The sequence below is a fragment of the Paracoccus sp. KKT209 genome (assembly GCF_055635455.1).
On sequence record NZ_CM145758.1, the window covers coordinates 2,848,959 to 2,865,883 of the forward strand.

20 protein-coding genes are annotated in these 16,925 nt (G+C 67.3%); 11 read left to right on the top strand and 9 right to left on the bottom strand.

Going from position 1 to position 16,925, the window contains the following annotated elements; all coding sequences use genetic code 11:
* Positions 1-15: 15 nt before the first annotated feature.
* From ACZ2G3_RS14110 to ACZ2G3_RS14160, 11 genes are all read left to right on the top strand, one after another.
* On the top strand, positions 16-405 hold the full coding sequence (locus tag ACZ2G3_RS14110; protein WP_419269199.1) for a FlgB family protein: 390 nt from the start codon (positions 16-18) through the stop codon (positions 403-405).
* Positions 406-417: 12 nt separating this feature from the next.
* A complete protein-coding gene (flgC, locus tag ACZ2G3_RS14115; protein WP_419269200.1) occupies positions 418-810 on the top strand; it encodes a flagellar basal body rod protein FlgC in 393 nt (130 codons plus the stop codon).
* A gap of 11 nt (positions 811-821) precedes the next feature.
* A complete protein-coding gene (gene fliE, locus ACZ2G3_RS14120; protein ID WP_111297699.1) occupies positions 822-1,103 on the top strand; it encodes a flagellar hook-basal body complex protein FliE in 282 nt (93 codons plus the stop codon).
* Entirely contained in the window at positions 1,103-1,369 is a 267-nt protein-coding gene (locus tag ACZ2G3_RS14125; protein ID WP_111297700.1) for a flagellar biosynthetic protein FliQ, read from the top strand. Before fliE ends, ACZ2G3_RS14125 begins: the two co-directional genes overlap by 1 nt.
* Before the next feature lies 1 nt (position 1,370).
* Positions 1,371-2,087: a flagellar hook-basal body complex protein gene (locus tag ACZ2G3_RS14130; protein WP_470396647.1), complete on the top strand. Its 717-nt coding sequence runs from the start codon at positions 1,371-1,373 to the stop codon at positions 2,085-2,087.
* 9 nt (positions 2,088-2,096) lie between these two features.
* On the top strand, positions 2,097-2,882 hold the full coding sequence (flgG, locus tag ACZ2G3_RS14135; RefSeq protein WP_419269203.1) for a flagellar basal-body rod protein FlgG: 786 nt from the start codon (positions 2,097-2,099) through the stop codon (positions 2,880-2,882).
* Positions 2,882-3,295 carry a flagellar basal body P-ring formation chaperone FlgA gene (gene flgA / locus ACZ2G3_RS14140; RefSeq protein WP_470396649.1) on the top strand — a complete coding sequence of 138 codons (414 nt, stop codon included), beginning with the start codon at positions 2,882-2,884 and terminating at the stop codon, positions 3,293-3,295. The genes flgG and flgA overlap by 1 nt, the downstream gene beginning before the upstream one ends.
* 11 nt (positions 3,296-3,306) lie before the next feature.
* Entirely contained in the window at positions 3,307-4,032 is a 726-nt protein-coding gene (flgH, locus tag ACZ2G3_RS14145) for a flagellar basal body L-ring protein FlgH (RefSeq protein WP_419269206.1), read from the top strand.
* 9 nt (positions 4,033-4,041) lie between these two features.
* Positions 4,042-4,623 carry a hypothetical protein gene (locus ACZ2G3_RS14150; protein WP_470396650.1) on the top strand — a complete coding sequence of 194 codons (582 nt, stop codon included), beginning with the start codon at positions 4,042-4,044 and terminating at the stop codon, positions 4,621-4,623.
* A gap of 47 nt (positions 4,624-4,670) precedes the next feature.
* Positions 4,671-5,428 (top strand): IS5 family transposase gene (locus ACZ2G3_RS14155; RefSeq protein ID WP_470395968.1). Its coding sequence is split into 2 segments (ribosomal slippage): positions 4,671-4,992 and positions 4,992-5,428, totalling 759 coding nucleotides; the frame shifts between segments, so codons are not numbered across the junction.
* A gap of 140 nt (positions 5,429-5,568) precedes the next feature.
* Positions 5,569-6,507 (top strand): glycosyltransferase, encoded by a 939-nt coding sequence (locus ACZ2G3_RS14160; RefSeq protein WP_470396651.1) that lies wholly within the window; start codon positions 5,569-5,571, stop codon positions 6,505-6,507.
* 4 nt (positions 6,508-6,511) lie between these two features.
* Here ACZ2G3_RS14160 and ACZ2G3_RS14165 read toward each other — a convergent pair whose 3' ends face one another.
* From ACZ2G3_RS14165 to ACZ2G3_RS14205, 9 genes are all read right to left on the bottom strand, one after another.
* A complete protein-coding gene (locus tag ACZ2G3_RS14165) occupies positions 6,512-7,561 on the bottom strand; it encodes a flagellar basal body P-ring protein FlgI (protein WP_470399147.1) in 1,050 nt (349 codons plus the stop codon).
* A gap of 50 nt (positions 7,562-7,611) precedes the next feature.
* Positions 7,612-8,628: a flagellin gene (locus ACZ2G3_RS14170; protein ID WP_470396652.1), complete on the bottom strand. Its 1,017-nt coding sequence runs from the start codon at positions 8,626-8,628 to the stop codon at positions 7,612-7,614.
* Between the two features lie 3 nt (positions 8,629-8,631).
* Positions 8,632-10,077 (bottom strand): flagellar hook-associated protein FlgK, encoded by a 1,446-nt coding sequence (flgK, locus tag ACZ2G3_RS14175; protein WP_470396654.1) that lies wholly within the window; start codon positions 10,075-10,077, stop codon positions 8,632-8,634.
* A gap of 27 nt (positions 10,078-10,104) precedes the next feature.
* Entirely contained in the window at positions 10,105-11,406 is a 1,302-nt protein-coding gene (locus ACZ2G3_RS14180) for a flagellar hook protein FlgE (protein WP_470396656.1), read from the bottom strand.
* A 75-nt stretch (positions 11,407-11,481) separates the two neighbouring features.
* Entirely contained in the window at positions 11,482-12,258 is a 777-nt protein-coding gene (locus tag ACZ2G3_RS14185) for an OmpA/MotB family protein (RefSeq protein ID WP_470396658.1), read from the bottom strand.
* A gap of 98 nt (positions 12,259-12,356) precedes the next feature.
* Positions 12,357-13,574, bottom strand: coding sequence for a phenylacetate--CoA ligase family protein (locus ACZ2G3_RS14190; RefSeq protein WP_470396659.1), 1,218 nt, complete (start codon positions 13,572-13,574; stop codon positions 12,357-12,359).
* Positions 13,575-13,584: 10 nt separating this feature from the next.
* Positions 13,585-14,406: an ABC transporter ATP-binding protein gene (locus tag ACZ2G3_RS14195; RefSeq protein ID WP_419269215.1), complete on the bottom strand. Its 822-nt coding sequence runs from the start codon at positions 14,404-14,406 to the stop codon at positions 13,585-13,587.
* A gap of 58 nt (positions 14,407-14,464) precedes the next feature.
* Positions 14,465-15,748 (bottom strand): ABC transporter substrate-binding protein, encoded by a 1,284-nt coding sequence (locus tag ACZ2G3_RS14200; protein WP_470396661.1) that lies wholly within the window; start codon positions 15,746-15,748, stop codon positions 14,465-14,467.
* Positions 15,749-15,801: 53 nt separating this feature from the next.
* A complete protein-coding gene (locus ACZ2G3_RS14205) occupies positions 15,802-16,878 on the bottom strand; it encodes a branched-chain amino acid ABC transporter permease (protein ID WP_419269217.1) in 1,077 nt (358 codons plus the stop codon).
* Positions 16,879-16,925 lie beyond the last annotated feature (47 nt).

Sequence of the window (16,925 nt, forward strand, 5' to 3'; positions counted from 1 at the left end):
ATGAGGAGAAGCCTCATGTTTGAGAAGATCGAAATGCTGCGGATGGCCCGCGCCATGACCCAGCACGTGTCGCAGCGCCATGTCGCGGCGGCCCGGAACATCGCCAATGCCGACACGCCCGGATACCGGGCCAGCGACCTGCAGCCCTTTGCCGACAGCTATCGCAAGGCTGCGGCGGCAGGGTCGCTGCGCGTCACCCAGCCGCGCCACCTGGAACAGCCGGACTGGACCCCGGCCGCCGCCCGCCTGGTCGAGGTGGCGGGACCCGTCTCGCCCAACGGAAACTCGGTCTCGCTGGAGGAGGAGGTGGTCCGTGCCGCCGAGATCAAGCGGGAACATGACTTGTCACTGGGCATCTATCGCGCGGGCCTGGACCTGATGCGGACCAGCCTGGGGCGCCGGTAAGAGGATATCGAAATGACCGACCCGATCTCGCCGCTGCGCCTGGCAGCGTCCGGAATGCGTGCGCAAAGCGAACGGCTGCGCCACACCGCCGAGAACATGGCCAATGTCGACACGCCCGGCTATCGCCGCAAGCTGGTCACCTTCGAGGAGGCCGTGCGCCTCGGCCGCCCGACGGGCGAGGTCGAGGCCGGTCCCCTGCGGCTGGACCGCACGGCGCTGCCGCGCATCCACGATCCCGCGCATCCCCTGGCCGATGCCGATGGCTATTACGAGGGCTCGAACGTCGATCTGGTGATCGAGTTGGCCGACGCCCGCGAGGCCGGCCGCAGTTACGAGGCCAATCTCCGCATGTTCGAGCAGACGCGCCAGATGGGTGCGTCGCTTCTTGACCTCCTCCGCCGCTGAAAGGAATTCCCATGTTCGCACTGAACGCCGCCAATGCCTATTCCGCCGCCCGCAGCGCGGTAGCCCCCGATCCGCAATCCTCGACCACAGCCAAGCTGGGCCAGGCCGCCGAGGAGTTCGCGGCGCAGATGGCCCAGGTCGACCAGGCCTCGACCGGGGCGATGACGGGGCAGGTCGGCACGCATCAGTTGGTCCAGACCATCGCCGACGCGCAGATGGCCATGGAGACGGTTGTCGCGATCCGCGACAAGGTCGTCGAGGCCTATCAGGAAATCCTGCGGATGCCGGTCTGATGGGCGAGACGATCCTGTTCGACATGCTGCGCCAGGCGCTGCTGATCTCGGTCCGCATCTCGGCCCCGCTTCTGGGGGTGGCGCTGATCGCGGGCGTGGTGATCGGCCTCTTCCAGGCGCTGACCTCGGTCCAGGAGATGACGCTGACCTTCGTGCCCAAGGTCGGGCTGATGCTGGTCGTCTTCTGGGTCTCGATGAGCTTCATGACCACCGCCCTGTCGGATTTCTTCCTGGGCGAGATCATCCCCCTGGTTTCGGGGAGCTGACATGGACAATGCGATCTATGCCAGCCTGACCCGACAATCCGGCCTGATGGCCGAGATGCGCGTGGTCGCCAACAACATCGCCAATGCCAACACCACCGGCTTTCGGCGCGAGGGCGTGATCTTTGCCGAACACCTGACCGCGCTGGACCGGCAGGGGGACACGCTGTCGATGGCGAATGCGCGGGGCCGGATGCTGGACCTGAACCAGGGCGTGCTGACGCAGACGAACAACAGCATGGACCTGGCCATCGAGGGCGAGGGATTTTTTCTGGTCGAGGCGCCCGAGGGGCTGCGCCTGACCCGCGCTGGCGCCTTCATCCCCTCGGCCGAGGGCGAGTTGATGACCGCCGACGGCCACCGCCTGCTGGACGAGGGGCAGGCCCCGATCATCCTGCCCGCCGGGGCCAATGCCGTCGCGGTCGGCGCCGACGGCACGCTGTCGGCCAATGGCCTGCCCTTTGGTCGCATCGGCCTTTTCGCCGCCCCCGAGGGCGTGGCCCTGAACCACCAGGGCGGCACCGCCTTCAGCATCGACGCGGCCCCCGAGCCGGTCGAGGACGGCCGCATCCGCCAGGGCTTCCTGGAGGAGTCCAACGTCGACCCGATCTTCGAGATCACCCGCATGATCGAGGTACAGCGCGCCTACGAACTGGGCCAGACCTTCCTGGATCGCGAGGATCAGCGGATCCGCGGCGCGATCACCGCCATGACCCGTTAAGGAGCCACCATGAGAGCCCTGCAGATCGCCGCCACCGGCATGAGCGCGCAGCAGACCCGCGTCGAGGTCATCTCGAACAACCTCGCCAACATGTCCACCACCGGCTACAACGCCCGCCGTGCGGAATTCGCCGACCTGCATTACCAGCAGGCGGCCCGTCCCGGCAGCGTCACCGCCGCCGACGGCACGGTCATCCCCGCCGGCGTCCAGCTGGGCCTGGGGGTGCGGCCCACCGCCGTCAGCGTGAACCTGCAGCAGGGGGCGCTGACCCAGACGGGCGGCGACCTGGACCTGGCCATCGAGGGCGACGGCTATCTGGAGGTGACGCTGCCCTCGGGATTGTCGGGCTTCACGCGCGACGGCGGGCTCAAGCGGTCGCCGGACGGGCTGATCGTGACCTCGGACGGCTATCCGCTGGTCCCCAACATCACCATTCCCGACGACGCCCGCGCCATCTCGATCAATGCCGGCGGCGAGGTCTTTGCCTATTTCAACGACCGGGTCGAGGCCGAGCTGCTGGGCCAGTTCACCCTGGCGGGTTTTGCCAACGAGAAGGGGCTGGAGGCCATCGGCTCGAACCTCTTCATCGAGACGGCGGCCTCGGGCGGCCCGCAGGTGGTGGCCCCGGGCCAGGACGGTCTGGGCACGCTGCGCCAGGGCTATCTGGAGGAAAGCTCGGTCGATGCGGTGCGCGAAATCACCGAGCTGATCAAGGCGCAGCGCGGCTATGAGCTGAACGCCAAGGTCATCACCGCCGCCGACCAGATGCTCGGCGCGACGACGCAGGTGCGGTGATGCGGGCGCTGATCCTGGCGCTGGCGCTGCTGCCCGGCGCGGCTCTGGCGGGTGGCCTGGGGGCCGCGCGCACCCTGCCCGCAGGCAGCATCATCACCGCCGCGGACCTGCGGGTCATCGACACCGACCGCCCCGGCCTGACCGACCCCTCGGCCGCGATCGGCATGCAGACCCGCATCACGCTTTACGAAGGGCGCCCCCTGCATGCCGGCATGCTGCAGGCCCCGCGCCTGGTCGGGCGCAACCAGATCGTCCGCCTCTCCTTCCTGCGGGGCGGGTTGCGCATCGACACCGAGGGCCGCGCCATGTCCGACGGCGCCGCGGGCGAGATGATCCGCGTGATGAACATGGGCTCGCGCAGCACGGTGACGGCGCAGGTCATGCCCGACGGCTCGCTGGCCGTGATGAACTGAAAGGAAATCCGATGAAGCCCGCCCACCTGCTCTGCCTTGCCCTTGCCGCCTCGGGCTGCGCGCGTGCCGCCAATGTCGGTCAGCCGCCGCAGCTGACCTCGCCGCGCGAGACCGAGGAATTCGTGGCGATGACCAATCCGCCCCTGGACCTGCCCGTCGATTCGGGTCGGCCCGAGGCCGCGGCCTCGCTCTGGGCGGGGACGCAGTCATCGCTGATCAGCGACCGCCGCGCCGCCATCCGGGGCGACATCCTCACCGTCGTCATCGAGATCGACGACCGGGCCGAGATCAGCAACAGCTCGGGGCGCAGCCGCAATTCGGGCGAAAGCGTCTCGATCCCGCAGATGGTGGGGATCCCGCAGCGCCTGGCAGGCAAGCTGCCCGAGGGCGCCAGCTTCGACGACCTTGCGGATGCCTCGTCCTCGTCGACCTACAAGGGGTCGGGCAACATCTCGCGGCGGGACAAGCTGACCCTGCGGGTCGCGGCGACGGTCGTTGACCGGTTGCCCAACGGAACGCTGCAGATCGAAGGCACCCAAGAGGTCCGCGTGAACTTCGAGCTGCGCGAGCTGACCGTCAGCGGATTTGTCCGGCCGGGCGACATCGATCGCAACAACGAGATCGCCTATGACCGGATCGCGGGGGCGCGGATCTCCTACGGGGGACGCGGCCAGATCACCGATGTGCAGCAGCCGCGCTATGGCCAGCAGATCGCTGACATCCTTCTGCCCTACTGAGGTGACCCCGTGATCAAGAAGCTGATCCCCCTTGCCCTGCCCGTCCTGGCCCTTGCAGGCGGCGTCTTTGCGGGCGACATGCTGCGCAGCCCCGCCGCCCAAGACGACCACGCCCTCCAGGCCGAGACCGCAGAGGGCCACGACACCGGCCCTGCCCCCGCCACCGAGGCGGATGCCGGCCATGACACCCCCCCGGCCGAGGATCACGGGGGTGGCGATCATGGCGGCGACGACCATGGAGGGGGCGACCATGCCGCGCCGGGCGAGATGGCGTTTTTCACCTTTCCGACGCAGTTCTTCGTGCCCTTGGTCCGGCAAGGCGACCTGCGCGACATGATGATCCTGACGCTGACGCTTCAGACCGACGGCGCCAGCCAGGAAGCGCTGCGCAAGAAGGAGCATGCCTTGCGCGACGCCCTGCTGCGCCAGCTGCTGATCCACGCGAATACCGGCGGCTTCGACGGCAATTTCACCGCCGATCGCAACCTGGCTGTCCTGCGCGAGGATCTGCTGAAGGCTGCGCGGGCCACGACCGACCTGACCCTGACCGCCGTCCTGATCGAGGACATCGCTAGGCTCCAGACCCATTGATTTTACGCCCTTTGCGTGATTCAGGCCGCCGCAAGGAGACCTGATCGATGAGCAACCTGTTCTGGCTGACCGAGGCGCAGATGGCGCGCCTTCGCCCCTACTTCCCCAAGAGCCATGGCCGTCCCCGAGTTGACGATCTGCGGGTGCTGAGCGGCATTATCTTCATCAATCGCAATGGTTTGAGATGGTGCGATGCGCCGAGTGAATATGGACCTGCCAAGACGCTTTATAATCGCTGGAAGCGCTGGAGTGACAACGGGGTCTTCGCCCGGATCATGGTCGGCCTGGCCGCCGAGAGCACCGATCCGAAGACAATCATGATCGATGCAACCTATCTGAAGGCGCATCGCACGGCTTGCAGCCTGCGGGCCAAAAAGGGGGGCGCAGTCGCCAGATTGGTCGAACGAAAGGCGGCATGAACACCAAGCTGCACGCCGTCACCGATGCGAAAGGCAGACCTATCCGGTTCTTCATGTCGGCAGGACAGGTCAGCGACTACACCGGCGCAGCGGCGCTTCTGGACGGCCTGCCGCAGGCTGATTGGTTCTTGGCGGACCGAGGCTATGATGCTGACTGGCTGCGAAAAGCGTTGCAGGACAGAGGGATAAAAGCTTGTATCCCTAGCCGGAAGTTGCGCAAGAAAACCGTGAAATACGACAAGCGCCGCTACAGAAGGCGCAATCGCATCGAGATCATGTTCGGGCGGCTGAAAGACTGGAGACGTGTCGCCACGCGTTACGACAGGTGCCCGGAGACATACCTCTCCGCAATAGCATTGGCCGCAACCGTCCTATTTTGGCTGTGATCAAGAACGAGTCCTGAGCCTAAGCAATAGGCAACGGTCGCGCGGGGCCGCTTGCCCCGGCGCATCGCAGGGTCCAGAACCGGCACCGACAGGAGCCTTCGTGGCCTCCGGTCGGTGCCGTTTTCCTATGCGAGGCCTGAATGCACCCCTCTCATGTCGTGATCCTGCTGGCGACCTATCAGGGTGCCGAACATCTGGACGTGCAGCTGGACAGCATCGCGGCGCAAAGCCACGAGGACTGGTCGCTGATCGTGTCGGACGACGGCTCGCGCGACGGGACGCAGGCGATCGTGCGGCGGTTCGCGGACCTGCATCCAGGCCGGGTACAGCTGCTGGAGGGGCCGCGGGCCGGGGCCACGGCGAATTTCCTGTCGCTGCTGGAGCGGGTTCCCCAAGGCTGCTTGGCAGCGTTCTGCGACCAGGACGACCAGTGGCTTCCCGACAAGCTGAGCCGCGCCGTGGCGGCGCTGGCGGTTCATTCCGGCCCGGCACATTACGCGGCCCGGACCGTGATCACCGACAGCCGGTTGCGCCCGCTGACCACGTCCCGCCGGTTCACCCGGCCCCTGGGGCTTCGCAATGCCCTGATCCAGGCCTGCATGGCGGGGAACACTTCGGTCTTCAACCCTGCGGCCGCGGCGCTTCTGCAGGCCGGCGCCCCCCATGCCCGGCGCGCGGGCGTCATCTCGCATGACTGGTGGGCCTACCAGCTGATGGCGGCCTTCAACGCCGCGCTGATCCATGATCCGCAGCCCTGCCTCCTCTACCGGCAGCACGCCGGCAGCGAGGTCGGGCGCAACGACACGCTGCCGGCGCTGGCGGCCCGGCTGCGCAAGCTGATGGCGGGCGAGTTCGGATCCTGGCTGCGCGCCAATCACGCGGCGCTGTCGCCTCTAGTTCCGCAAATGCCATCCAACAACGTCGGGACCCTGCAGCAACTGGAGCGGATGCTGAACTGCCCGCCGCCGCAGGCCTTGGCGGCACTGCGGCGCGGAGGGTTCTATCGGCAGACCAGGGCCGGCACTGCCGCCCTGGTCCTGTCGGTGGCCACCGGCGCCCTGCGCAGGGGCCCTGCCTGAGCCGTCACTCCACGATCAGGTCGGCATGCAGCGCCCCGGCCGAATGGATGGATTTCAGGATGTCGATCATGTCGCGCGGCCGCACCCCCAGCGCGTTCAGCCCGTCCACCAGGTCGCTGAGGTTGGTTTCCCCTGCCACCTCGGCAAAGCCGATCCCCGGCTCCTGGCGCAACTCGACCGCCGTGCGGGGGACCGTCACCGTCTCGCCCTGCGCAAAAGGGTTAGGCTGCGAGACCATCGGGGCCTCGCTGACCCGCAGGGTCAGGTTGCCCTGCGACACGGCCACCCGCGAGATGCGGACCCGCTCGCCCACGACGATCGTGCCGGACTTGTGGTCGATCACGACCTTGGCGCGATCCTCAGGCTCGATCAGCAGGTTCTCGATCCGGCCGACGACGCGGGCGGGGTTCACCTCCCCCAGACCGCGAAAGTTCACAACCACGGTGCCGCTGTCCAGCGTCACGGCCAGCTGCCGGTTGAAATCGCGGTTGATCGCGTCCTCGACCCGGGTGGCGGTGGTGAAGTCGGCATTGCGCAGCGCGATGCGGATCGTGTCGATGCTGGCAAAGTCGAACTCGACCTCGCGCTCGACCCGGGCGCCCACGGGGATGCTGCCGGTCGTCGGCACTCCCTCGACCACCCTTGCGGCATCGCCTGCGGCGGCCGCCCCGCCGGCAATGATCGACCCCTGCGCCACGGCATAGATATTGCCGTCCGCCGCCTTCAGCGGGGTCATCACCAAGGTCCCGCCCAGCAGGCTCTTTGCATCCCCGATGGCCGCGACATTGACGTTGATCCGGCTGCCAGACCGGGCAAAGGGCGGCAGCGTCGCCGTCACGATCACGGCGGCGACGTTCTTGGACCGCAATGCGTCATCGGTCACGTTGACGCCCAGCCGCTCCAGCAGTCCGGCCAGCATCTCCTCGGTGAAGGGCGCGTTGCGCATCCCGTCGCCGGAACCGTCCAGGCCCACCACCAAGCCATAGCCGACCAGGTCATTGCCGCGGACCCCGTCGAAATCGGCCAAGTCCTTCACGCGGACCGGCACCGCCATTGCGGCAAGGCCGCAGCAGAACCACAGGATCAGTGCTGAAAGGAACCGTGTCACCGCAGGTAATCCACCAGTTTGAGTTTCGACAGCCGCGCGGTCACCGCGTAAAGCGATTCGAGTTGCGCCTGCACCTCGGTCAGCGCGGCGGCGGTTTCAAAGGGATCGGCCCGACGGATGTCGTTGCGGGACCGCTCCAGCGTGTCCAAGGCAGCGGAATTCGCGCTTTGGGCGCGGTCGATCATCTGCTGCCCCAGGCCGACCCGCCCCATCTCGCCAAGAAGGGCGGTGTCGGCGTCGATCATGCGCCGGCCTGCCTGGACAGTCAGCTGGCGTGCCTCGGCCGGATTGCCCGACAGGATGCCCCGGTCCAGGATCGCGGCGGTGGCCAGCCCCTTCAGCAGGTCCCGCACCGCGGGCGAGCCGGCCGTGGTCGTGATGTCCACGGCAACCCCATCCCCCACGGGGATGCGCTGACCGGGTCCAAAGGTCCCGTGATAGGCGACGTCTAGAAAGCCGCCCCCGCCTTGCGGCGCGTCGAACCAGTCCCCGATCGCCTGCGCGACATCCCCTGCCGTGGTCAGTCCGGCGGTGGCACCCTGCAGCGCGTCCAGGATCTGGGAGGCATCAGACAGGGGCGCCACGTCGCTGGCCTGCCCGGACAGAAGATAGCGGTTGCTGTTCGTGCCGTTCAGGCGCTGGACGACGGCTTCAAAGGTTTGAGCGGTCTCGGCCGCACGGGTTCCCAGTTCGACCCCGGCCCCGGCGAACGGGTCGCTGGCCAGCGCGATGCCCAGGCCGCCGACGGTCACCCGTACCGCGTCGAACAGGTCCTGCATCCCCTGCAGTTGCGTCGCGGCCTCGGCCCCGTTGCGCTGCAGCTGCCGGGTCGTGCCCAGCCGGCCCTCGATCTCATTCAGCGCCCGCGTGTTGCCCTGCAGGCGCAGGCCCAGATCCGCGACCTCGCCCGACGCGACCTCCCGGGTCAGGGTGGTCAGGGTGGTCTTCAGCCGGTTGGACGCGACATGCAGCGCGAATGCGCGGGCTTGGTCGCCGATACTGTTCAGGCTCACGGGTCACATCCTCAGGATCTGGTTGATCATGTCGTCCACCGCGCGCAGCACGCGGGCATTGGCGGCATAGGCCTGCTCGTATTGCAGCAGGCGCTGCATCTCGGCATCGCTGTCCACCCCCTCGGCCATCAGGCTGGAGGCGATCGTGGAATGGCGCGTGCTGCGCACCGCCAGGTCGGCCTGAGCCTCGACCCGGCGCGCCGAAACCCGTGATTCGATGGTCCCGAAGCGGTTGGCCATCGTGCCGTTGCCCTCGAAGCCGCTGCCGGGCTGAGGCGGCCTGACTACCCCCAGGGCATCCACAAGCCCGTTCAGCACCGCCGTCTGGCCGACCGGATCGGGCGAGGCCGCCTGCAGGCCCGCGCGGACGCGCCAGAGGGCGCCCCCTTGCGCAGGGTCGACCGCGGCATTCACCGCCAGCCGGCCGGAAAGCCCAACCAGGTCTGCCGCATCGGCCCGCGCACCGCGATCGGTGAACAGGCCCGCATCCGTTGCGGCCAGGCTCGGATCGACCGCCGGATCCGCCAGGCGCTGATGCAGATCAAAGGCCATGTCATCCAGTTCCGCCTGCAGTTTCGGAGCAAGCTCGTCCCGGATCGCAAAATTCGCCGCCAGCGATCCGCCCGCGAACAGCTTCATCTGCCCCGATGACAGCGGCGTGCCGTTCAGCGTCAGCAGCTGCAGGGGCGAACCCACCACCTGATCGGCCGTCACATGCGGCGCGCCCTGAAAGCCCAGCCGCGCCGGCAGGCTGCCATCCAGAAGAACGCCGCCTTCCGAGGTGAACAGGGCCACCTTGCCCGCCTCGCGCTGGACCTCCTGCACCGGGACGATTTCGGCGATGCGGCCGATCACCTGCTGGCGCTCGTCCATCAGGGGCGTGGCGTCCTTGCCATCCGTATCAAGGATCGAGATACGGGCGTTCAGATAGGCCACGCGCTCCAGCGACGCGTTCAGGACCGCCACGTCTGCGGCAATGTCCTCCTGCGCCGCGCCCCGCGCCGCCTGCACGGCGCCGGATGCGGCATTCAGGCGATCCGCCAGCGCGCTGGCGCTGCCCACGACCTGAGCCAGCCGGATTTCGTCATCCGGGCGGGCGGCTGCGGAACCCAGGGCAGTCTTGAACTCCGTCAGGGCGGTGCTCAACGCGTCGCTGCCGCCGGGAAGGCCGATCACACCCTCCATCCGGCTCAGAAAGGCATGGCGGGCCGTGGCCTCGCCCAGAGACGAGGCCGACAGCCGCGATTCGGACAGCAGGCTGGCGTTGACGAGCCGCGCGATCCCGTCGACGCGCACGCCGCCGCCGACGGTCTGCGCCGTGACCACGACATCCCGGCGCGCATAGCCGGGGGTCATGACATTGGCCAGGTTGGCGGCGACCGTCTGGGTGCCGCGGGCGGTGGCGGTCAGTCCCGACATCGCATTGGTGATCGCCTTGGCGATGCTCATTCGCGGCCTCCTTCGCGGCGCCGGGCGTCAGCGCTTGATGTTGGTGGTTTCCTGCAGCATCTCGTCGACGGTCTGGATGATCTTCGCGTTCGACGAATAGGCGCGCTGCGTGGTGATCAGATGGGTCAGTTCCTGCGCGATATCGGTGGTCGAGGCCTCGCGGGCATAGCCCGCGATGGCGCCCGTTGGCCCGTCGCCGGCATCCCACAGGAAGAAGGCGCCCGACTTGGTCGAGGTCTTGAAGGCCTGCCCTTCAATGGGCTCAAGCCCGTTGGGATTGGGAACATCGACCACGGGGATCTTGTACAGCGTCTTGACGAAGCCCGTGTCATAGGTGGCCTTCAGGTGGCCCTGGGCGTCGACCTCCACCGTCACCAGCTGCCCCACAGGAGAGCCGTTCTTGGTGATGTTGGAGGGCGCAAAGCTGGCCGCCAGCTGCTTCAGACCGGTCGTGCCGCCGGGCATGCCGATGAACAGCTGCATGTCGCCGCCGCCCACATCCAGCGGGATCGAGCCCGTCAGCGGATCGTAGGGATCGCCGCTCACGGTCGTTACGGACGCGATGCCGCCGCCGGCGCCCTGGCTGTCGTCAAAGGCCACCTGCACGGACGAGATCACCGCATTGGCCGAGGCCGAGTCGCGGATTTCGACCAGCCAGCTGTTCGACATGCCGCCGGGGTTGGTGGTGTCGGGTGTGAAGGTGATATCCAGCGATTCAGAGGTGCCCAGGTTGCCGAAATACTCGATCCGCAGTGGCAGCGGCGCGCCGCTGGCGCCCGGCAGCGTGGCCGTGGCCGGCAGGTTGGCGCCCAGCGAGATCTGCGTGGTCGGGTCGCTGACCGGACGGTTCGCCTCGATCCGGATGGGCTGGAGGGCGCTGCTGGTGTCGCGCGATACCAGCGCCGTGGCTCCGTTTGCGTCGGTGGGCCAGCCCATCAGGACAAGGCCGCTTTCGGTGCGCAGGATGCCTTGCGCATCGGGCTTGAAGGACCCCGTGCGCGTCATCAGCAACGAGGGCTGACCCCCATTGACCACGTCGTTGATCGAGGTCACCGGCAGCATCCCGCTTCCGGTCATGGCCAGGTCCAGCGGGTTCGAGGTGGTGACGATCGCCCCATCTTGGGCAATGGCACGCTGCGTCGAGGCGCGGACCCCGCCCGCCGTGTAGAGCCCGGTCCCGCCGCTGACGACCATCGAGTTGAATTCGGTCTCGGCCCGCTTGTAGCCGAAGGTCGAGGCATTCGCGATATTGTCCGAGATCGTGCCGAGCCGCGAGGAATTCGCCGCCAGACCGGCAACGCCGGCATTCATCGCCGAGGAAATGGACATGGACAGACACCCTTGTGATTCAGTCTTGTCCGTCACCCTGGGCGAGAGAGCTTAAGATAAGGATAATTCCCTCCGCTACCTCAGTAAAATCAACTCGATCCGGTTGTTGCGCGGGTCCATGGGATTGCCGTGGCGGTTCTTGCGGTCGGCATGGCCGCTGACGCGCTGCACCCGGCGGGGGTCCAGATCCGCCCGCTCCAGCAGGTTGCGCAGGGCGTGCGCGCGCGCATCCGACAGCGCCCAGACAGGCGAGGTCACCAGCGTTTCGGGATAGGATCGCACATGCCCCGCGATCGCGACCCCGTTCCGGACATGGCCGATCACGCGGGCGATGATGCCGGCCAGTTCGGTCAGGGCGGGCTGGGGCTGGGCCGTGTCCTCGACGAACAGCGGCGCGTCGGTCAGGTCGTTCAACTCGATCACCAGCCCTTCGTCGGTCATGCGCGTCACAACATGTTTCAGAAGGTTGGTCAACTGCATCGATTCGGCGCCGGTGCCGGTCAGGCTGTCCTGGATCGCCTTGGCGACCTGGTCAAAGTCGCCGGCCTTGTCGCTGTCGGGCAGAGGCGCATCGATCGCGTGGCGGATGCCCTCCTCGACGCCGTCGCCGGACACCCCGCTGCCCGAACCGGGGGTCCGGACCATGGTCGGCGCGAAATACTGCGCCAGCCCGCTGCGCTGCTCCTCGTTCGTGGCGCTCAGCAGCCACATCAGCAGGAAAAAGGCCATCATCGCGGTCACGAAATCCGCATAGGCCACCTTCCAGGCGCCGCCGTGGTGGCCACCCTCGCCCGTGCCCTCGATCCGCTTGATGATGATCGAAGGCCGATCAGAGCCCTTGCCCGCAGCCATGGTGAAACCCCTTTTTCAGTCAGGTCTCATCTTCGCCGCGGGCGTGGTTACAAACAAGTTAACCGGTCAAATGCCGTGCATTCCGTGCATTTCCGCGCTCAGTCATAGCTGCGGCGGTCCTCGATGACCTTGCCGTCATTGGGCAGGCTGCCGACGGGCACCAGCTGCACCTCACCCTTCATCTTCAGCGTGTCCATGACCGAGGCCAGATAGATTCCGTTATCGCCCTGGGCGGTTTCCAGCTGCACGGTCATCACGTCCATCTCGCCCTGGCGGTCGGCGATGACCCGCGCCCGCGCCACGTCGGGATGACGCGACACCAGCGCCGCGACCTGCTCTGGGCGCACGAACATGCCCTTGATCTTGGTCGTCTGGTCGGCGCGGCCCATCCAGCCCTTGATGCGCATGTTGGTGCGACCACAAGGACTGGTCCCCGGCAGAACCGTCGACAGGTCGCCGGTTGCAAACCGCACCAGCGGGTAATCGGGGTTCAGCGTTGTCACCAGGACCTCGCCCACCTCGCCCTCGGGGACCGGGTCACCGGTGCCGGGGCGGACGATCTCGACGATCACGCCCTCGTCCACGATCATCCCCTCCAGCGCGTCGCTTTCATAGGCGATGTTGCCCAGATCGGCGGTCGCATAGCACTGCCGCGTGACGATCCCCCGGTCGGCGTAAAGCTGGCGCAGCGACGGAAACAGGGCGCCCCCACCGACCACGGCCTTGGTAAAGCCCAGCCGTTCGCCCATCTCGTCGGCGCGGTCCAGGATCACCTTGAGGAAATCGGGCGTGCCGGCATAGCAGGTCGTGCCGATATCCACGGCGGCACGGACCTGCAATTCCGTCTGCCCCGTCCCGGCGGGCAGCACGGCGGCATCGACCGCCCGCGCGCCCGATTCGAACATCATCCCGGCGGGCGTCAGGTGATAGCCGAAACAGTTCTGCACGATATCCCCCTGCCCCACGCCCGAGGCATGCAGGAACCGCCCCAGCCGCCACCAGTCGCCGTCCCGACGCCCGGGTTCATAGATCGGGCCGGGGCTCTGGAAGACATGGTCGAAATCGGCCACCCGCCGCGTCGTGAAGCCGCCGAAGGGGGGCGACTTGCGCTGCGCCTCGGACAGTTCGGCCTTGCGGATCACCGGCAGGCGGGCCAGCGCCGTGCGGTCGGTCACCTGCGCGGGGTCCACGTCGCGCAGCAGCCGGGCCAGCGCCGGGGCGGTCCGGGCACGGGCCAGCGCGGCCGGCAGGGCGGATGCCAGCGCCTTGTCCCGTGCGGCAGGGTCACGGGTCTCCAGGTCGTCGTAATGTGCCATGATACCTTCCTCAGGCCAGCCAGCGCTTGCGCCGGCGATAGCTGCGCACGTCGCGGAACGACTTTCGCCCCTCGTCCGACATGCCCAGGTAGAATTCCTTGACGTCCGGATTCTCGCGCAGCTGGGCTGCCGGCCCCTCCATCACGACGCGGCCGTTCTCCAGGATATAGCCCTGATGCGCGTATCGCAGCGCGACATTGGTGTTCTGCTCGGCCAGAAGGAAGGTCACGCCCTCGCCCTCGTTCACGGCCTTCACGATCTGAAAGATCTGCTCGACCAGCTGCGGGGCCAGGCCCATCGACGGCTCGTCCAGCAGGATCATCTCGGGGCGCGACATCAGCGCTCGGCCCATCGCGGTCATCTGCTGCTCGCCGCCCGAGGTATAGCCCGCCTGGCTCTTGCGCCGTTCACGCAGGCGCGGGAAATAGTCATAGACCATCTCCAGGTCGCGCTTGATCGCTGCCTGCCCGTCGCGGCGGGTATAGGCGCCGGTCAGCAGGTTCTCCTCCACGGTCAGGTGCTCAAAGCAGTGGCGGCCCTCCATCACCTGGATGATGCCGCGACTGACCAGCGCCGCGGGGTTCGACCCGGCCACGTTCTCGCCGCGATAGGTGATGTTGCCCTTGGTAACCTCGCCCCGCTCGCTGGCCAGCAGGTTCGAGATCGCCTTCAGCGTGGTGGTCTTGCCCGCCCCGTTGCCCCCCAGCAGCGCGGTGATGCCGCCCTTGGGCACGGTCAGGCTGACGCCCTTCAGGACCAGGATCACGTGGTTGTAGATCACCTCGATATTGTTGACGTCCAGCAGCGTCTCGCGGTTCTCGGCATCGAACATGGGCGTCCCCCCTGGTTTCGCGGACCGGCGGCGGAACACCCGCCGCCGGCCTTGATCATCAGTTGCAGCGCGGCGTCAGGCCGGCTTCCTGGGCATAGGCGGCGCTGTCGGCCTCGATCAGCGGATCGAGGATCTCGGCATCCGGCTCGATGAAGTCGGTGATCAGGGTCCACTGGCCCTCTCCGGCGTTCCACTGCTGGATGCGCGCCAGGCCGGCGCCGCCGTGGTTCTCGCAGGACAGGCTGATCGGCTGGCCGAAATCGGGCAGGCCCAGCTCTTCCATCCGCTCGGCCGTGATCTCCAGCGCCTCGAAGCCGTCGCGCATCTGGGCGGCGGTGATCTCGGAAGTGCCGGCCAGCTCCTGCGCCTTGCGGATCGCCTCGGCGATCACCAGGGCCGCATAGGCGCCGCGCGAATAAAGCACGCTTCCCGTCTGGTCGCCCGCGCCCGCCGCCTTGCCGGCGTCATAGACATGCGTCTTGAGGTCGTCGTACAGCGGATAGTCCTGGCCCACGCCGTGAAAGGTCAGGGCCTTGTAGCCGTCGGCCCCCGCACCTGCCGGGCGCACGTCGTTTTCTGAGCCCGACCACCAGATGCCGATGAACTTGTCCATCGGGAAGCGGATGTTCACGGCCTCCTGCAGGGCCACCTGGTTCATCACGCCCCAGGCATACATGATGACGTAGTCGGGCTTTTCGCGGCGGATCTGCAGCCATTGCGACTTCTGCTCCTGGCCCGGCGCATCGACCGGCAGCAGGCTCAGCTCGAATCCGTGCTTTTTCGACAGTTCCTCCAGCGTGCGGATCGGCTCCTTGCCATAGGCGCTGTTGTGATAGACCAGCGCGATCTTCTTGCCCGACAGATCGCCCCCCTCCTGGTCCAGGATGTGCTTGACCGCGACCGAGGCGCCATCCCAGTAGTTCGCGGGCGCGTTGAACACCCATTCAAAGACCGAGCCGTCCTTGGCCGAGGTCCGGCCATAGCCGGGCGTGTAGAGCGAGATGCCGTCCACGCCGATCTTCGGGATCAGCTGATAGGTGATGCCGGTGGACAGCGGGTTCAGCACCAGCGGGTTCTGGGACTTCAGCGCCTCGTAGCATTCGACGCCCTTCTCGGTGTTGTAGGCCGTCTCGCATTCCGGAACCTGGATCAGCTGGCCGCCGATGCCGCCGTCACGCTCGTTCAGCAGCGTGAAATAGTCGGCGAACCCGTCCGCATAGGGGATGCCGTTGGCGGCATAGGGGCCGGTCCGGTAGGACATGTTCGGCACGACCAGGTCGGCCATCGCGGGTGCGGCGGCCATGACGGCGGCCGCGACCAGGGCGGGGAAGGTCAGTTTCATGCAGGGTCTCCTCCCAGAGATGTTGCGCCGGTTGCCCGGTTCTTGCAGTGAACTCAGTGCGGGAACGGCCAGAGCCGCAGCTTTTCCTTGGTCAGCGTCCAAAGCCGCGCCAGGCCGTGCGGCTCGACGATCAGGAACAGCACGATCATCGCGCCCACGATCATCAGCTCGATATGGGCGGCCAGGTCGGTGGGCCAGCCGAGGCTGCCGACCAGCAGGTTCTTCAGCAGCACCGGCAGAAGGACCAGGAAGGCGGCGCCCGCGAAGCTGCCGAAGATGCTGCCCAGGCCCCCGATGATGATCATGAAGAGGACCAGGAAGCTCTTGTTGATGCCGAAGGCCTCGCCCACCTCGGCCGCGCCCAGGTAGACCGCGAACAGCAGCGCCCCGGCGATGCCCACGAAGAAGCTGCTGACGGCAAAGGCCGACAGCTTGGCGCGCAGCGGGTCGACGCCGATGATCTCGGCCGCGATGTCCATGTCGCGGATCGCCATCCACTTGCGCCCCAGCGTGCCGCGGGTCAGGTTGCGCGCCACCCAGGCCAGCACGAAGGCAAAGCACAGGCAGACCAGGTATTTCGCGGGCGCGCTGGCGGCCGGTCCGGTGACCGCGTGGTCCAGAACGGTCCGCGTCGGCGCGGTGATCTGGCCCGAGGCCGAATAGTTGTAGAACCACGGCACCTTGTTGAAGAGCCACACCAGGAAGAACTGCGCGGCCAGCGTCGCCACGGCCAGGTAGAAGCCCTTGATGCGCAGGCTGGGCAGGCCGAACAGCAGGCCGACGATGGCGGTGATGCCGCCGGCCAGCAGGATGTGGATGACCACGTTCACCTCGGGGAAGGCGGTCATCAGCTTGTAGACCGCATAGGCCCCCACCGCCATGAAGCCGCCCGTCCCCAGGCTGACCTGGCCCGCATAACCCGTCAGGATGTTCAGCCCCAGGGCCGCGATCGCGTAGATCAGGAAGGGCACCAGGACCGCGTTCGCCCAATAGTCGTTGATGACGAAGGGGACGATCCCGAAGGCCACCGCCAGCACCGCGTAATAGCCCCAGCGGTCCAGCCGGATCGGAAAGGTCTGGCTGTCGTCACGGTAGCTGGTCTTGAAGTCGCCGGCCTCACGATAGATCATCGGATGTTCCTTTCAGCGCGGTCAGCGGGGGCCAGCCCCCGCACCCC

Bases quoted from the DNA above. Each gene is read 5' to 3' on its own strand.
- ACZ2G3_RS14110 (WP_419269199.1), top strand. From the start codon at position 16: ATGTTTGAGAAGATCGAAATGCTGCGGATGGCCCGCGCCATGACCCAG.
- flgC (WP_419269200.1), top strand. From the start codon at position 418: ATGACCGACCCGATCTCGCCGCTGCGCCTGGCAGCGTCCGGAATGCGT.
- fliE (WP_111297699.1), top strand. From the start codon at position 822: ATGTTCGCACTGAACGCCGCCAATGCCTATTCCGCCGCCCGCAGCGCG.
- ACZ2G3_RS14125 (WP_111297700.1), top strand. From the start codon at position 1,103: ATGGGCGAGACGATCCTGTTCGACATGCTGCGCCAGGCGCTGCTGATC.
- ACZ2G3_RS14130 (WP_470396647.1), top strand. From the start codon at position 1,371: ATGGACAATGCGATCTATGCCAGCCTGACCCGACAATCCGGCCTGATG.
- flgG (WP_419269203.1), top strand. From the start codon at position 2,097: ATGAGAGCCCTGCAGATCGCCGCCACCGGCATGAGCGCGCAGCAGACC.
- flgA (WP_470396649.1), top strand. From the start codon at position 2,882: ATGCGGGCGCTGATCCTGGCGCTGGCGCTGCTGCCCGGCGCGGCTCTG.
- flgH (WP_419269206.1), top strand. From the start codon at position 3,307: ATGAAGCCCGCCCACCTGCTCTGCCTTGCCCTTGCCGCCTCGGGCTGC.
- ACZ2G3_RS14160 (WP_470396651.1), top strand. From the start codon at position 5,569: ATGCACCCCTCTCATGTCGTGATCCTGCTGGCGACCTATCAGGGTGCC.
- ACZ2G3_RS14165 (WP_470399147.1), bottom strand. From the start codon at position 7,561: ATGGCGGTGCCGGTCCGCGTGAAGGACTTGGCCGATTTCGACGGGGTC.
- flgK (WP_470396654.1), bottom strand. From the start codon at position 10,077: ATGAGCATCGCCAAGGCGATCACCAATGCGATGTCGGGACTGACCGCC.
- ACZ2G3_RS14180 (WP_470396656.1), bottom strand. From the start codon at position 11,406: ATGTCCATTTCCTCGGCGATGAATGCCGGCGTTGCCGGTCTGGCGGCG.
- ACZ2G3_RS14185 (WP_470396658.1), bottom strand. From the start codon at position 12,258: ATGGCTGCGGGCAAGGGCTCTGATCGGCCTTCGATCATCATCAAGCGG.
- ACZ2G3_RS14190 (WP_470396659.1), bottom strand. From the start codon at position 13,574: ATGGCACATTACGACGACCTGGAGACCCGTGACCCTGCCGCACGGGAC.
- ACZ2G3_RS14195 (WP_419269215.1), bottom strand. From the start codon at position 14,406: ATGTTCGATGCCGAGAACCGCGAGACGCTGCTGGACGTCAACAATATC.
- ACZ2G3_RS14200 (WP_470396661.1), bottom strand. From the start codon at position 15,748: ATGAAACTGACCTTCCCCGCCCTGGTCGCGGCCGCCGTCATGGCCGCC.
- ACZ2G3_RS14205 (WP_419269217.1), bottom strand. From the start codon at position 16,878: ATGATCTATCGTGAGGCCGGCGACTTCAAGACCAGCTACCGTGACGAC.